The sequence below is a fragment of the Mucilaginibacter sp. MD40 genome, from assembly GCF_002288635.1.
GTDB lineage: Bacteria > Bacteroidota > Bacteroidia > Sphingobacteriales > Sphingobacteriaceae > Mucilaginibacter.
Genome location: NZ_NRSW01000001.1, coordinates 3,708,224 through 3,724,516, shown reverse-complemented (window position 1 = coordinate 3,724,516; position 16,293 = coordinate 3,708,224). Strand labels below are relative to the sequence as shown.

13 protein-coding genes are annotated in these 16,293 nt (G+C 44.0%); 6 read left to right on the top strand and 7 right to left on the bottom strand.

Features of this window, described 5'->3' with window-relative positions; translation table 11 throughout:
• From CKK33_RS16640 to CKK33_RS16630, 3 genes are all read right to left on the bottom strand, one after another.
• Window positions 1-1,179, bottom strand: a complete 1,179-nt coding sequence (locus CKK33_RS16640; RefSeq protein WP_095705192.1) for a hypothetical protein — start codon at window positions 1,177-1,179, stop codon at window positions 1-3.
• Entirely contained in the window at window positions 1,166-2,161 is a 996-nt protein-coding gene (locus tag CKK33_RS16635) for a DUF2157 domain-containing protein (protein WP_095705191.1), read from the bottom strand. Before CKK33_RS16635 ends, CKK33_RS16640 begins: the two co-directional genes overlap by 14 nt.
• A gap of 99 nt (window positions 2,162-2,260) precedes the next feature.
• Window positions 2,261-2,788, bottom strand: a complete 528-nt coding sequence (locus CKK33_RS16630; protein WP_095705890.1) for an OmpA family protein — start codon at window positions 2,786-2,788, stop codon at window positions 2,261-2,263.
• Between the two features lie 204 nt (window positions 2,789-2,992).
• Between CKK33_RS16630 and CKK33_RS16625 the strand changes: the two genes are divergently transcribed.
• The 6 genes from CKK33_RS16625 to CKK33_RS16600 all read left to right on the top strand — a co-directional run bounded on the left by CKK33_RS16625 (window position 2,993) and on the right by CKK33_RS16600 (window position 11,678).
• On the top strand, window positions 2,993-4,597 hold the full coding sequence (locus tag CKK33_RS16625) for a tetratricopeptide repeat protein (protein WP_095705190.1): 1,605 nt from the start codon (window positions 2,993-2,995) through the stop codon (window positions 4,595-4,597).
• Window positions 4,598-4,876: 279 nt separating this feature from the next.
• Complete coding sequence (locus CKK33_RS16620; protein WP_095705189.1) at window positions 4,877-7,663, top strand: TonB-dependent receptor; 2,787 nt, start codon at window positions 4,877-4,879, stop codon at window positions 7,661-7,663.
• 29 nt (window positions 7,664-7,692) lie between these two features.
• Window positions 7,693-8,958: a hypothetical protein gene (locus CKK33_RS16615; protein ID WP_095705188.1), complete on the top strand. Its 1,266-nt coding sequence runs from the start codon at window positions 7,693-7,695 to the stop codon at window positions 8,956-8,958.
• 2 nt (window positions 8,959-8,960) lie between these two features.
• On the top strand, window positions 8,961-10,025 hold the full coding sequence (locus CKK33_RS16610) for a phytase (protein WP_095705187.1): 1,065 nt from the start codon (window positions 8,961-8,963) through the stop codon (window positions 10,023-10,025).
• 119 nt (window positions 10,026-10,144) lie between these two features.
• Window positions 10,145-10,513 (top strand): RNA-binding protein, encoded by a 369-nt coding sequence (locus tag CKK33_RS16605; protein WP_158223462.1) that lies wholly within the window; start codon window positions 10,145-10,147, stop codon window positions 10,511-10,513.
• A gap of 112 nt (window positions 10,514-10,625) precedes the next feature.
• Complete coding sequence (locus CKK33_RS16600; protein WP_095705185.1) at window positions 10,626-11,678, top strand: metallophosphoesterase; 1,053 nt, start codon at window positions 10,626-10,628, stop codon at window positions 11,676-11,678.
• A gap of 65 nt (window positions 11,679-11,743) precedes the next feature.
• On the opposite strand, the gene katG is transcribed toward CKK33_RS16600, so the two are convergent.
• The 4 genes from katG to CKK33_RS16580 form a co-directional block, all read right to left on the bottom strand.
• Window positions 11,744-14,020 carry a catalase/peroxidase HPI gene (gene katG, locus CKK33_RS16595; RefSeq protein ID WP_095705184.1) on the bottom strand — a complete coding sequence of 759 codons (2,277 nt, stop codon included), beginning with the start codon at window positions 14,018-14,020 and terminating at the stop codon, window positions 11,744-11,746.
• Window positions 14,021-14,187: 167 nt separating this feature from the next.
• Window positions 14,188-14,838 carry a response regulator transcription factor gene (locus tag CKK33_RS16590; RefSeq protein WP_095705183.1) on the bottom strand — a complete coding sequence of 217 codons (651 nt, stop codon included), beginning with the start codon at window positions 14,836-14,838 and terminating at the stop codon, window positions 14,188-14,190.
• A 4-nt stretch (window positions 14,839-14,842) separates the two neighbouring features.
• Window positions 14,843-15,640 carry a sensor histidine kinase gene (locus tag CKK33_RS16585; RefSeq protein ID WP_095705182.1) on the bottom strand — a complete coding sequence of 266 codons (798 nt, stop codon included), beginning with the start codon at window positions 15,638-15,640 and terminating at the stop codon, window positions 14,843-14,845.
• A complete protein-coding gene (locus CKK33_RS16580; RefSeq protein ID WP_095705181.1) occupies window positions 15,624-16,286 on the bottom strand; it encodes a hypothetical protein in 663 nt (220 codons plus the stop codon). Before CKK33_RS16580 ends, CKK33_RS16585 begins: the two co-directional genes overlap by 17 nt.
• Between the last annotated feature and the right edge of the window lie 7 nt (window positions 16,287-16,293).

The window sequence follows — 16,293 nt, the reverse complement described above, 5'->3', positions numbered from 1 at the left end:
TTAAAAACTATCACTCGACCCACCACCACCGCCGCTACCGCCACCAAAAGGCGATTGGCTTTTAGCGGGAGTTTGATGCGCATGGCCCATTGTCTGGCCTATAATAAAACCTTCTAGATTAAGCTTCTCCCAATTAGCTTTACGTGTTTCGGTATAAGTGATGCCTTTCTTCGGCTGCTTAAGATAGTTGATAATTGTGTAAGCCAGTAAAAGCAGAATTGTCCCGCCAATGGTAAGCATAACCTCAACCGGCAAAAGATGGTAATAATACCTGAATGTAAAAACGGCTGCAACTGATAACGCCATACCTGTCCTTAAGAATAAGCGGTCTTTGTTTTTTATGGCTGTGGCTAATAAAGCTAAAGGCAATAATATGGTCCACAACCAAAACAGCCAGCCCAATTGCACCTGCGTGTGGCTATCGTCCAGATTTTTTAACAGGTTGTTTAGCTTGTTCACCACAAAATAATTACCTGCAAGGTAAAGCACTACTATTGCTACTAAACGCCCCGCGGCAATGCAGTTGATGTAGTTTATAACAATACTTTTCTTGTTTAACAGGTTTAGTATATAGTATGCTACGGCGGCTGCAAGTATCATGATAAACGGCATGGTTGCCATGCCAAACCCACCTAATTTTGCCCATGTAAAATATACTGCGCAAAAAAAGTAAATGCAGGTACCTGCAGCCATTAGCAGGTCGGCAAAACGTAGGGTAAGGTACAGGTAAACCAAAGTTAAAAGTATAAATGCCGGTAAAAGCCCCGATTGGTCATTGCTGAAGAAACCAACTATCCAGAAAGCGGTAGTGTTAGCAAGGCCGACAGTGTAATAAAGCAGAGCATTATCAATACCCGAATGGAAATAATTGTTGGCTTTTGTCATGCCCTCAAGGCAGGCATAGCAGCCTATGCACAAAAATAATGTCCAATATGGGGTGCCTGCAAAATTTCCTCCTGCTGCTATTAAACTCAGTAAAGCGAGAGATAATGTAAGGGCAAATAGTGTAAGTATAAAAAAACCTATAACACCCACCATTCTGGGTTTGTAAAAACCTACCGGATAGTGTTGTTTTATAGCTAAGAACTCGCCTTTACCTATGTAGCCATCCTCATAATCATCTCTTAACTTTTTTACTACGCGTAGGTTATTTAACCAAAGCTGATTATAAATGATCATCGGATTTGAGGTTTTTGTAAGTGTTAATTAAGAAAAATATAAGCCCGATAGTAGAGGAAATAATCAGTAATAATAAGAGGTAAAATCCGCCTATATCTTTTATGGCGAACAGCTCCAATATGCGTATACTTAAGCCACAAAGGGCAATATAGCCATATAAGACGCTGGTAAGAATAAAGTAGAATGAGTGATTTTTATAGGCATCCCTATACAAGTAACCGGCAAGTGATAAAATTACGGTAGCCCATATCAACGCGTAAGCATGTTCAAAGAAATGAAAGAAGCCGGCTAAAAGCGCGATAAAGGTTACATGAGTTCCGTAATTCTGATAACTGAATCTGAAGTGCTTTTTAAACTGGAACCTTTCGGTAAGCCATGCTGCCGCAAGTAGTATACAACCCAGTAACAGGTAGGTATAAATAAGCGTAAGGCTATTAAAATCGCCTATCAATAAGAGCGTTTTAGGAGTAACAGATATGCCCATCCAAACTGCAAGGCTGGTAATGGCCATACTCAATATACCCAGGTGATCGAAGCGATAGGCAACAAAAAAAAGTATCACCATCGGTATAAGGGCGGCCAGGTTGTAATTGTTGCCAAATAAATTGTACTGGTATTGTATGTAACCGAAAAATGTGACCATTAGAATGCTACCCAGCAGCAAAATATAATCAAACCCGGTATTAGGTGACGCCACTTTCTGGCTGGAAAATGGTGCCTTATGCTTAAAACAGTAATAAAAGCAGCCTATGCAAAGCAGCGCTATCAATGCCAATATAGCCTGGTGGCCAATGGTGTCAATATTTTTGTATATCAGTGTACCCAGTCCCCCGGTTAGCAACAGAACACCTGTATATAATAGCAGGTTGAGTTCCCAGTGTACGGAAAAAAGGTTTAAGCTTTCTTTCTTTTGCAGCCTTTCATAGCTTTCATCGTTAAGTAAGCCTTGTTCATGCAATTGCCTGTAAATGTTATTTGCCAAGGTTTAAGTGGGGTTTAATTAGTAAATATAATAAAGGATGTGTAAAAACAAGAAGGGCCTTGCGATAAAGCAAGGCCCTTTCTAATTGTTTATGGGCGGTTACAATTTATGTATTTCTACACGGCGATTAAGAGCGCGCTCCTCTTCGGTTTTATTGTTATTAAGCGGCTTAGTTACACCAAAGCCCTTAACTACTAAATTATCAGCATCAACACCGCTGTTTACCAGGTAGGTTTTAACGGCGTTGGCACGCTCTATTGAAAGTTCCATATTATGTTGTTCGGTACCCTCGGCAGATGAGTTGCCATCCAGTTCAAATTTAACTGATGGATCTTTTTTCATCTCCGCTACAGCTTTATCCAGTATAGGATAAGCCTGAGTTTTTAATATGCCTGAATTAAATTCAAACTGTATGTTCTTAAAATTATAATCTGGTGGCGCAGGAGCAGGCGGTGGTGGAGGTGGCGGAGTTTGCGTAGCAACCGGGGCTGGTTTAGGGGCAGGTGCAGTAGCCGGCGGTGGAGTGGGCGCTGGCTTAACCATCGGTTTTTTTGATTTACAGGCTGGCAGCAAAGCTACCGCCGCGGCAATAAACAAGGGCAGGTAAACGGTTTTTAAAAACTTCATGTGTTTTGTTGTTAGTTTAAAATAAAACGGTGGCGCTGGGTTGATATTGTTATTTACAGCGGCGCAAATTAAACTAATTGGCCTATTACTGTGCAATGTTTTATGAAAAACAACCCGAATCATTTCAGTGCTCAACTGTATTACTTAATGATAAATTAACATTGGATTAATTATTTTGTGGCTTAGCTGTAAGTAAAAAAACAAATGCACAGGCTCACCTATATTTTTGTACTAATTATTGGTTTAAGCTTACGCGCCTACGGGCAGGATATGGACTTGCAAAAGGCCGCCTCATTAAGCCAAACCCGGCCCGATAGTGCTTTGCTCTTGTTGCGTAAGCTGTACATCAAAGCGCAGGAAAAAGCGAATAAACCGATTGAAGGGCAATGCCTGCAGCAAATGGGTACCATTTGTTATAACCAGGGGCATTACAGCCAGGCACTTGATTTTTACCTCCACGCCGATAAGGTTTTTACACAAGCCGGCAAGCCCTTATCCGTAGCGGCCAATATGGGCGATATAGGCATACTATATTATTACAATAAGCAGTTAGACCGTGCCCGCAGTTTTTATAATAAGGCATTAAGCATTTACAGGCAGTATCATAATGTAAAGGGCGAAGCTAAAATATTGGGCAACATCGGTCATCTTTACGAAAAGCAGCACCGGTACGATAGCGCTTTTTATTATCAGCGCAAAGCATTGGAAGGGTATCAGCGTGCGAACTTTAAGCAGGGAGCCGCAAAAATATACGAGAACCTGGGCAGCATTTATGAGGATCTGGCCCGGTACGATTCTGCCTACGTTAATTTCAATCGTTCTTTACAGTTGTATCGGGAGCAGAACGACCAAACCGGCAGTATAGAGGTGATCAATAACCTTGGTGATATTTTACGCAAAACCGGTAAGTATAAAGAAAGTATCGTGCAAAGCCGCCGCGCGCTGCAGCTGGCCACCAGCTTAGGGAACGTATACCAGCAGGCATCAAGCGCTAAGGATTTGGGTAAGGCCTTCGAGCTGATGGAGCAGATGGACAGCGCATACCATTATGCCGAGTTGAGCCGTAAGTATTCGCTTGATGTTTACTCAAAAGACGGTGTTAAGCAAACCGCTTTTTTGCAGGTATTATATGATTTTAATAAAAAGAGCGATGAGATTGACCGGCTCAATAACATCCGTAAAGTAAACCGCATCATCGCCATAGCAGTTACCATAGTAGCTGTTTTATTAGTTATATTATTAATGGTTTTATTTAGCAGGCAGCGCCTCAAACTGCGCGACCAGCAGGCCATAGCACGCCAAAACGCAGCCGAGCATGAAGTGATGCGGCTTGAGCTGAAGAACCAGCATTTGGAAGAGGCCGCGTTAAAACAGCAGCTGGAATTAAGGAGCAAAGAACTATCAAACCATACACTCAGTTTGATAAAGAATAACCAGTTTCTTGAACAGCTTAGGGCAAGCCTGCAGGCAATGGTTAAGGATGAACGCCGCGACCAGAAAAAACAAATGCAGCAATTGATTACCCAAATCAATGAAAATTTTAGCCACGAACAACACTGGCGCGAGTTTACACTGGCCTTTGAGCAGGTACACCAGCAATTTTTTGAAAGTCTGCGAAACCGGGGGCTCGAATTAACCCCTGCTGATATGCGCCTGATAGCGCTCATAAAAATGAACCTGGATTCGGCGGATATTGCCACGTTGCTGGGCATCTCTACGGATAGCCTGCGGGTATCGCGCTACAGATTACGGAAAAAGCTCAATATTTCGCAGGGCGATAGCCTGTCTTTGTTTGTACAAACACTTTAGTTTGCCCTTTTAGGCCGTTACATCACTCTTTACAAAAGACAGCTTTAAACGCCTCTAATAGTGGTTAACATTTTGTTAATGTAACGATAATAAAACCATAATGGCGTTTATTAAATGCATCAAATAACTGGTTTTTAATAACTTGTAATTTTTTGTTGCCGTTTGGTATACGGAGTTTGTAACGCTGTTGCTGTTTGGTAACGGCCAAAATTTCATTTGTAAACAAGTGTATACACACCTTTGCGCCGTTGTTTTTAAACTATTGAATCAACCACAGCAATGAACAAACTTTTACAAATTTTTTTACCGCTGCTCTTTTGCGTTACTGTAGCTAACGCAGCTAAAATTAAGGGGCATGTTTATGATAAGCAATCCGGCGAAGCCCTGGTAGGAGCCACCGTTTTGTTAGAAAATACCGGTAAAGCTACCACTACTGGCTTGGATGGATCTTTCGAAATAAAAGGAGTTAACCCAGGCCCCGCAACCATCCGTATCAGTTACCTCACCTACAAAAACATCCGCAAGGACATTAATATTTTGAAGGAAGATAACCCTCACCTGAAATTTTATATGGAGAGCGCTTCAACAGACCTGAACGAGGTAGTGGTACGCGCTACAGCCGGGGGCTCAAATGACCGCGATGCGCGACGCATTGAGCAAAAAGCCACACAGGTAATGAACATCGTATCGGGCAAGGCTATCGAAGTATCGCCAGACCTTACCGTGGCCAACGTAATGCAGCGTGTATCAGGCGTGTCCATAGAGCGTAACAGCAACGGCGACGGGCAATACGCTATTTTACGTGGTATGGATAAGCGCTACAATTACACGCTGGTTAATGGCGTAAAGATCCCCAGCCCGGATAATAAATACCGCTATGTACCACTTGACCTTTTCCCCTCTGATCTTTTGGACCGACTGGAGGTTTACAAAACCCTTACCCCAAACCTGGAGGGCGATGCCATTGGTGGCGCGGTAAACATGGTGATGAAAAACGCGCCGCAGCGTTTCCAGGTAAATGCTAATTTGGCTACAGGATACAGCCAGTTGTTCTTCGATCGTAACTTTACCAGTTTCAACTCGTCATCCATCAACAGTAAATCTCCCTACGAGATACACGGCCGTGACTATAATGCTACCCAAGCCGATTTCCCAAAAGGCCCGCTTGATTATGCCTCAAAAAAGCCGGCACCTAACCTTGTAGGCAGCTTATCATTAGGCCAGCGTTTTTTTGATAATAAACTGGGCGTTATCCTGGCAGGTAGCTATCAAAACACTTACAGAGGAAGCAACAGTACTTTTTATAATACCGCTGTGGCCGGTACTGATAAATATGCCGTTATTACCAGTAAAAGCTACCGCGAATATTCCGAACAGCAAAAACGCCTGGGTTTACATGGTAAGGTAGACTACGTTTTTGATAAAAATAACAAGCTAAGTTTATACAACGTTTATGTTAACCTGCAAAACCAGCAACTGCGCGATGCTTTGGGTACTACCTACAACGGTGTTTATGACCCCGCCAATGGTAACGCCGAACTTACCTACACTACCCGTAGCAGGTTAACCAAGCAGGAAATCTACAACAGTACGCTGCATGGTGACCATAATTTGTTTAATGATAAATTTAAAGTACAATGGTCGGCGGTTTATTCATCTGCGCGCAACGAGGTGCCTGATAATACCACTATCAGTTTAAATGGCGTTGAGCAAAATTTTGTAGATAAGCGCACCACTTTAGTAAACAGCGCTCCTATACAACGCCGCTGGGAACGTAATACCGATGAGGATAAAGCCGGGTATCTCGATCTTACTTACAATATTTTCAAAAATACCAACACTGCCAATAAACTTGACCTGATGTTTGGTGGTTTATATCGCGATAAGCAGCGCAGCAGTTTCTTTAATAATTACACGCTTGCACCAGTACCCAGCGACATCAGCAAGCAATATGGAGTTGACTTTCAAAACTATACCGACCTTAACCTGGTAGTAACCAACCCGACCGGTGCCGTAGCCAACCCACTTACTTACGATGCTTCTGAAAAAACGTCTGCGGGTTATGGTATGCTAAAATACAATGCCGACAAACTGGAGTTGGTTGGAGGTGTCCGTGTGGAGCATACCAATCAGGATTATAGCCTGCTGTTTCCTGCAGGAGAAACAAGGCCTAATGGTAGTCAGGTTTATACGGATGTATTACCGAGTGTAAACGCTAAATATCATCTAACGGATAAAGCCCAGTTGCATGCTTCGTATTACAAAGCGGTTAACCGCCCCGGTTTTTATGAAATAGTACCAAGTAAGGTAGTGAATGAGGAATACCAGGAACGTGGTAACCCTGATCTGAAACGCGCTCTCGCGGATAATTATGACCTGCGTTATGAGTTGTTCCCCGGCGCTTCTGAGCAGTTACTGGTAGGCGCGTTCTACAAACGTATTAAAGATCCTATTGAGTATACTTTCCAGCCCGACCCTACACGCGGTCAGGATATTTACTACACACCAGGCAATTTTGGTACTGCCAAAAACTACGGTGCTGAGATAGACTACATTAAATTCTTTAACAAAATAGGCGTAAAGGCCAATTATACCTATACCCATTCGCGCATTACAACACCTAAAAGCGCAAGGCGGGTTAATGCCACAACCGGCGATTTAGAAACCTATCTGGTAGACCAGACAAGACCGCTGTATGGCCAATCGGCACATATTGCCAACCTGTCTTTATTGTATAAAGACACTAAGAAAGGCTGGGATGTACAAATAGCCGGAGCTTACACCGGTGAGCGTATCAACACGGTATCGCAATTCCTGGATAACGACCTGTGGCAAAAAGGCTTTATCCAGATGGATGCATCTGCTGAAAAGAGATTTGCAAAAAACTTCAGTGTATTTGTTAAAGCCAACAACATCCTGAATACGCCAACTAAGCTATTCATTAAAGGCACCAACCCGGCGAATGATAAGATAGCCGAAGATATAGTGCACAACGGACAGACACTTATCCGCGCGGATTATTACGGGCAAAGCTACCTGCTGGGCCTGCGCTACAAATTCAATTAATTACTGCTATACCATATAAGCATACAATCATGAAATTAAAAAAGTTAGTAACAGCAGCAGCCTTCGCCACAATGGCATTAGCCGGCTGCCAGAAAGCAAATATCGACGTAGATACCAGGCCGATCAATGGTTCGGCTTCGGGTGAGGTATCAGGCGTGTGGGCAAAGGGAAGTGTACACGAAATTAAAGGAGATATTATTATCCCCGAGGGTAAAACCCTTACCATTGAGGAAGGTGTTACCGTATTGATGGACGCCACCGCCAAACCGGAGGTTATTGTGAAAGGCAATCTGTACTCATTAGGGACCGATGTAAACCCGGTTAAATTTACAGTAAGCGATGCCTACCGCACAGATGCCAATAAATTTGGTAAGCTTTGGGGGGGTATACTGGCAGCGCCATCATGTGCCGAACTGGTGCTTGACCATACCATACTGGAGTACGGCGGTAACACTACGTCTGATGCTTCAACCTCTGTAAAAATGGGTTTGTATAAAAATAAAGCTGGTGAAAACCTTCCGGCGTTGTGGTTTTCAAACATCAATGGTAAACTGGTGGTGCAAAACAGTATCATCCGTAATTTTCAGGAAGATTGTACTTACATCCAGGGCGGCAAGATCATCTTTGCCAACAATATTTTTTACACCACAGGTATAACCGGTGGCGAGGCCATGAACTTCAAATCGGGCTGTTTGGCCGATGTGGCTTACAACTTTGTTTATAGCTGTAACACCAACGCGCTGAAGCTTTCAAATGCTGGTGACCTTAAACCTCAGGCATACATTATAGCTTATAATAATACCATGGTGAACACAGGCTGGCGCAGGCCAACCGCCAAAGGTGGTTCGGTGTGGCTGGAAACCAGCGTACATGCCGACCTGTTTAATAATCTATTTACTAATACCCGTTTCGGTATTAAACGTGATCCTAAAAATCTGGAGGATAGCCGTTCTAAAAACGATTATAACTGGTACTATGGTTATGATCAAACTACCGTTAGCCAATTCCAGGTAGGTAAGAACGATGTGGTTGCTGGTGGCACGCATGATGTGCGCGGTACAACAGCCGGACAGAACGATCCTAAATTTGTTAACTATCCGCTGGATAACCCTATGACCAGTCCTGACTTTAACACCAGCTGGGATTTTCACCTGCAAGGTAATTCACCTGCTTTGGGTAAAGGTACAACCGGCTTCACCCGCTTTTATAAAACAGGTATAGCAATGAGCAACGGCATTACTTACCTATCGCCTGAGCCGGCTACTTACATAGGCGCTTACGGAACAAAATTATAAGCATGAACGTGAGAAGCTGGATACAAATGGTGCCCTGCTGCCTGTTACTATCAATGGGAGCATGCAAAGCGCAGGTAAATGAAAATGATGTAAAGCCCGTAGTAATTACCGAGCCGGTAAAATACGATACGGATGACCCCGCAATATGGGTAAATAAAGCCGACCCTGCTAAGAGCCTGGTCATAGGAACAGATAAGGACGCGGATGGTGCCTTATATGTTTTTGACCTGCAGGGAAAAATTATAGCCGATAAGGTAGTGCATGGTTTAAAGCGCCCCAACAATGTGGATCTGGCTTACGGCCTTATGCTTAAAGGTAAGCCTACTGATATCGCTATTACTACCGAGCGTATGACCCATAAGCTGCGCATTTATTCGGTGCCTGATATGAAACCGGTTGACAACGGCGGTATTGATGTTTTTGTAGGAGAGAACGGCTACGAGTACCGTGACCTGATGGGGATTACTATTTACACCGCGAAAGATGGAAAAATGTACGCGGTAGTAGGTCGTAAAAACGGCCCTAAAACAGGAGGGTACCTTTGGCAGTATCTCTTGCAGGACGATGGTACAGGCAATGTGAAAGCCACATTGGTGCGGAAGTTTGGCGAATACAGCGGTAAAAAGGAGATAGAGGCCATAGCCGTTGATAATGAGTTGGGGTATATTTATTATTCTGATGAGCAGGTAGGTGTACGCCAGTATTATGCCGATCCGGAAAAAGGCGATAAGCAACTATCCATATTTGGCACAAGCGGTTTTAAGGCGGACCATGAAGGGATATCTATTTACAAAACCGGCGATAGTACGGGTTACATACTGGTATCAGACCAGGGGGCTAACCGTTTCCAGGTGTTTAGCAGGGGGGGCACACCGCAAGATCCGTTTCAGCATAAACTGCTGAAGGTGGTCCCGGTAGCCGCCCGCCAGAGCGATGGTTCTGACGTGGTGAATGTTCCGCTGAACAGTACCTTTAAACATGGGCTGTTTGTGGTAATGAGTGATGATAAAACTTTTCACTACTACCGTTGGGAAGATATAGCCGGTAAAGAGTTGACAGTTAAATAAATAAACAAAAGATTAAAATACCTGTGGCGTAGTCATTACCGGGCCGCAGGTATTTTAAAAATACATATCAACAGCTATTTTATTTAATGTTTATGTACCTTTGCGGTAGTAAACTACTTATGATAAAATTGTTTGTTGTGGGTTTCCCACGCGAAATGGACGAAATGGCCCTGGCCCAGATGTTTGGTCCGCATGGCGATATTGACATTCTCACTATCGTGCGCGATAAAATGACCAGGCAAAGCAAAGGTTTTGGCTTTATTCACATGAAAACTGCCGAAGGTGCCCAGGCCGCTATCGAGGCGTTGGACGGCCTTACCCTAGGCGACCGCCAGTTAGAGGTACGCATTGCCGAAGAAAAGCCGGCAGCAGCACCTAAATTTAAACCTCAAAAGCGCTTTTCGCCTCAACCTAATCGTTGTTCAGCATCGTCAGGTCAAAATAATACAAACGATTTTAAAAAGAAGCGCCCTCGTTTAAGTAAATAACATCCGTAGCTTTTAATAACATTATAAAAGTATTAAGGCAACAACAAAAGCATTTATTTGGTACGGGGCATTACTCGCACCATTTATGAATGATTTGTTATTTCTACTGTAAATGAACTACCGCAAGCCTGTACTAAAACTCAACCAGCCCGACGATAACTACAAGATAAGGCCCTTGCCACAGCCTACCGGTAAATATCCCTACCATTTAAATATTACAGACGTTATATGCCCTGCTCATACCAATAGCATGAGTTTTTATATGTTGGGGGATACTGGAGGCCTTGGGCGCCCCGAGGCAAGAGGCAGCCTGGTTGCCATGATGGCTGCGCAGCAGCCTGCGGGAGAATTTATTTACCACCTGGGCGATCTGGTTTATCATTTCGGCGAAGCGACTCAATATCAGGAGCAGTTTTTTAGACCTTTCGATAATTTTAAGGGGCCGGTTTTTGCCATAGCCGGAAACCATGACAGCGATGTTAATCCCCATGCCGCGCCATACCAAAGCCTCGATGCTTTTGTGAAAGTTTTTTGTACCCACCAACGTGATTCGGTAAGTTTTAGCGGTAATGCCATGCGCAAAAGTATGGTACAACCCAATGTATACTGGACACTGGAAACGCCGCTGGCCACATTTATTGGCTTACATACCAATGTGCCCAAGTTTGGAGCGGTTTTGGCTGATCAGCGCGCTTGGTTTGAACAGGAACTCCTTAACGCGCCGAAAGATAAATTACTCATCCTGTGCATGCATCACGCGCCTTACTCCGCTGATACAAACCATGGTTCAAGCATGCCTATGATCAATATGCTTAATGAGGTATTTGACCATACAGGTGTTAAGCCTGATATTGTTTTTAGCGGCCACGTACACAATTACCAGCGCTTTACGCGCCGTTATGCTGATGGTAAGCAGGTGCCTTTTATTGTTGCCGGCGCTGGTGGCTTTGAAGAGTTGCATAGCATTGCCCAAACTAATGATACCCGTTTTATAGCTTTAGATACCAACGAGGTTACCCTTGATGCCAGTAACGAAACACAGCATGGCTTTTTACGGATAGACATCAGCAAAGAAGATGGAATACTTACCTTAAACGGGGAATATTTTGTAGTTGGTGCGCCGGATAAACCCTTAGACGCTTTTGAAATATCAAAGGCATTATAGAGATCATTACATAAAAAAGACCGTGACAAATGCTGCCACGGTCTTTTTTATAAGATGAAGTTTACTTACTTTTTAATATCAAACCTGTCAAGGTTGGTTATTTTGGTCCAAGTGGCAACAAAATCCTTTATGAACTTCTGTTCAGCGTCAGCCGCGGCGTAAACTTCAGCTATGGCGCGTAGTTCGGAGTTTGAACCAAATACCAGGTCGGCACGTGTGCCGGTCCATTTGGTTTGGCCGGTAGCACGGTCGTTACCGGCGTAGGTTTCTTTATCCTGCGAAGCGGCTTTCCACTCGGTACCCATATCCAGTAAGTTTACAAACCAATCATTGGTAAGCTGGCCCGGGCGCGAGGTAAATACGCCGTGGTTTGAACCGTCGTAATTAATGTTCAACACTTTTAAACCACCCATCAGTACAGTAAGCTCAGGAGCGGTAAGGGTTAGTAACTGCGCTTTATCAATCAGCATTTCCTCGGTTGATGCTTTTGAACGGCCTTTACGGTAGTTGCGGAAACCATCAGCCTGAGGTTCAAGGTAACCGAATGATTCTACGTCGGTTTGCTCTTGTGTGGCGTCGCCACGGCCAGGAGTAAATGGAACGGTAACATCGTGGCCGGCATCTTTAGCGGCTTTCTCAATAGCGGCATTACCTGCCAGTATGATCAGGTCGGCAAGGGATATTTTTTTGCCATCGCTTTGCGCACCGTTAAAATTATGCTGAATACCCTCCAGTACGTTCAATACTTTTTGCAGTTGCGCCGGGTTGTTCACCTGCCAGTAACGTTGAGGTGCCAGGCGTATACGTGCGCCGTTAGCACCACCGCGTTTGTCAGACCCACGGAAGGTAGAGGCTGATGCCCATGCGGTACCAACCAGTTCCGATATAGTTAAACTCGAAGTGAGGATCTTAGCCTTTAAAATAGTAATATCGGCATCATCAACCAATGCATGATCTGTAGCCGGTATTACATCCTGCCAAAGCAGTTCTTCCTGCGGTACATCCGCGCCAAGGTATAAAGCGCGCGGGCCCATGTCCCTATGGGTTAATTTGAACCAGGCACGGGCAAAGGCATCTGAAAATGCTTCGTGGTCTTCCAGGAAACGTCTTGAAATTTTTTCGTATGCAGGATCGAACCTCAGTGCAAGGTCGGTGGTAAGCATAGTAGGGCGGTGCTTTTTTTCAGGATCATAAGCATCAGGAATAATATGCTGATCTGTTTTGGCTACCCACTGGTGCGCACCACCAGGGCTTTTGGTTAATTCCCACTCAAAATTGAACAGGTTTTCAAAAAAGTTATTGCTCCATTGTGTCGGGGTGGTCGTCCAGGTAACTTCCAAACCGCTGGTAATGGTGTCGGCACCTTTCCCGGAACCAAAGTTATTACTCCAGCCAAAGCCCTGGCTCTCAATACCTGCTGCTTCCGGTTCTTTACCAACATGGTCTGATGATGCCGCGCCGTGGGTTTTGCCAAAGCTGTGACCGCCTGCAATAAGAGCAACGGTTTCTTCATCATTCATAGCCATGCGGCCAAAGGTTTCGCGAATATCTTTCGCGGCCATAATAGGATCAGGGTTACCATCGGGTCCTTCAGGGTTAACATAGATAAGGCCCATATGCGCTGCCGCGAGTGGTTGCTCCAGCTTACGGTCGTGCATGTTACCGTCAGCGTCTTCATCAGATGAAACCACGCCGTGCGCTGCAACGCCCGGTTGTCCATCTGCGTAACGCTCATCATTACCCAGCCAGGTAGTTTCGGCACCCCAGTAAACCAATTCATCAGCCTCCCAAACATCGGCACGGCCACCCGCGAAACCAAAGGTTTTAAAGCCCATTGACTCGAGCGCCACGTTGCCGGTAAGTATCATCAGGTCGGCCCATGATATTTTACGGCCATATTTTTGTTTAATCGGCCATAATAACCTGCGTGCTTTATCCAGGCTAACGTTATCAGGCCAGCTGTTTAGCGGGGCAAAGCGCTGCATGCCCGCGCCTGCGCCACCGCGGCCATCGGTTACCCGGTAGGTACCCGCGCTGTGCCATGCCATGCGGATAAATAAGCCGCCATAATGCCCAAAATCAGCAGGCCACCAGTCTTGCGAGTCGGTCATTAGCTCATGCAGATCTTTTTTTATCGCTTCCAGGTCAAGGCTTTTAAATTCTTCGGCATAATTAAAATCTTCGCCCATTGGGTTGCTTAGCTCCGAAAACTGGCGCAAAACATTCAGTTTAAGCTGGTTTGGCCACCAGTCGCGGTTGCGTGTACCGCCGCCTGCGGTGTTATGTTTTAATGTGCCGTTGTGAAACGGGCATTTGCTGATGTCATTTGAATTGTTTTCCATGTTGAATTGGTTTTTAGTATCTGTGCATTAACAATGTGAAGTTAGGAGTTAAATGAACACAAAGCCAATCGAATTTTTCGATAAAGGATAGTTAAAAACTATAAGTATAGGTATATCGCGTAATTGCGGCGCCTTTTTTATTTCCTGAGGATGTGCGTATAGCCCCGTCAATCGATAATTCCTTTCCTTACGGCATACATCACCAGGCCCGCGGTATTTCTTACGCCTATTTTATCTATCAAACGCTGTCGTATACCCTCAACAGACCGTGGGCTGAGGTATATTTTATCGCCTATTTCTGCGGCGGTGTTTTCCTGGCATATCAGTTTTAAAACCTGCAATTCACGGTCTGTGAGCTCGGCTTCATTATTAAAAGAAGGTTTAACCTTACCTTTAATAACCAATCGTTTAAGCAATGCTTTATTGACTACGTCATTAAAATAATACCCATCCTGGTAAACCGCATGGATCGATTTCCTGATCTCTCCTGATTCCGCGTTTTTTAAAAGGTAGCCGCTGGCCCCCAGTTCCATCAGGTGAATGATGAACTTTTCATCATCATACAGCGTAATGGCGATGATCTTACAATCGGGATACTCAATGCGTATCTTTCTCGTAGCTTCCATGCCATCCATTACAGGCATTTTCAAATCCATCAGTATAACATCAGTAGGTGTATTAGCAAGATAATCCAGTGTTTCCTGGCCGTTTCCTGCTTCAAATACAACTTCCAGTTCTCTATCAGAAGCAAGACTTACTCTCAACCCATCTCTAAAAATGGTATAGTCGTCAACTATGCCAATCCTTATTTTGTTCATGGCGTTATGAAGATTTTGGTAAACGAATGCTGATATGATATAGTGGTTTCAGGTATGAGAACTGCAAAACGCCATTGAGCATGCCTATGCGGTTTTGTATATTCTTTAACCCTAAACCCTCTTTCTGAAATCTTAATTCTTCAAACTCCTCCTGCGTAAGGCCGCGGCCATCATGCTGAAGAAACACCTCCAGCTGGTTTCCCGAAAACTGGCTGGAGAGATAAATAACACTTGCGTGCGCGTGTTTAATAATGTTTTGCACTAATTCCTGCAAAATGCGGTAAAGTAGTATGTCCTGCTGGCTATTGCTGGTTACATATTCAGGGTCGAGTTTTAGGTGTAACGTTAACTCTTGTAAACCCGTAATTTGCTGCATAAAATGCTCAATAGCCGCGTTTAGGCCAAAACCCTGCAATATAGCCGAATGCAGGTTATGTGATACGCCCCTTATTTTTTGCACAGCCTCATCAAGTAAATGATTACCCTTCTTATGCGCTTTTTGCTCTTCCTGGGGCCAGGCATGTGTATCAACAGAAGAAAAATAAAGTTTGGCGGCAGATAATACTACGCCAATATCATCATGAAGTATTTCGGCTATCCGCAGCCTTTCTGTTTCTTCACTTTGCACAGCGGCCTCAAGCAGTTGCGATTGCTGATCTTGCTGAAGATCCTGCATGGCCCGCTGAAATTGTAACTTTTTTCGTTGTGTAAAAATAAATATCAAAAGCAGGCTGATGAACAGCAGTAGCATAGCGGCTACGCCGCTTATTAAAATAACCGTCAGGCTATCGTTTGTTTCCATAAAAACCTCTCACTAAAAACATATTAAAAAGTATGAACGACAGATTATGTAAATTCCATAAGCTGGCGGCAAACCGTTGCATTTGTACCGAAAGCCTGTTGTAGAGCAAGAAAACAAAAAAATTGATTGAAACATAAACGCCTAAACCGGTAACCACCCAAAATTGATTGGTAAAAATGTTAATGGCTTCATCTCTCTTTAATTCATATATATAATATTGCATTACAAAAAAGAGCAGGCAAAATGCCTCAACCGATAACAACCTGCTGCTGAAATGACTAAAGTTGAAAAAGTCTTCACTTAAGGAAAAGTCAACGATCACAAAAAGCGTAAATGACAGGATAATAAGCAGTTTAATTCCCACAAGGAACGGCTGTTGTAGCTTAACAAAGAAGGAACTAAAGAGGAAAAAGCGAACTATTGAAAGCAGGTTATAAAGAAAATTATTTGAATGATATTGCTGTGGCATCCGGTCGCCAAGCTTCCATATCAGGTCTATAGCGATATTGATTAAAAGAGAAAGCCACACATAACAAACAACCGGCCTGAAAACCGGCGGTTGTTTGTTATATAATAATACGGCACAGGGCATCAGGCCTGCCCATACTTCAGACCAATCGAGTACCTGTTGAGCCCAGCATGACATCTAATTA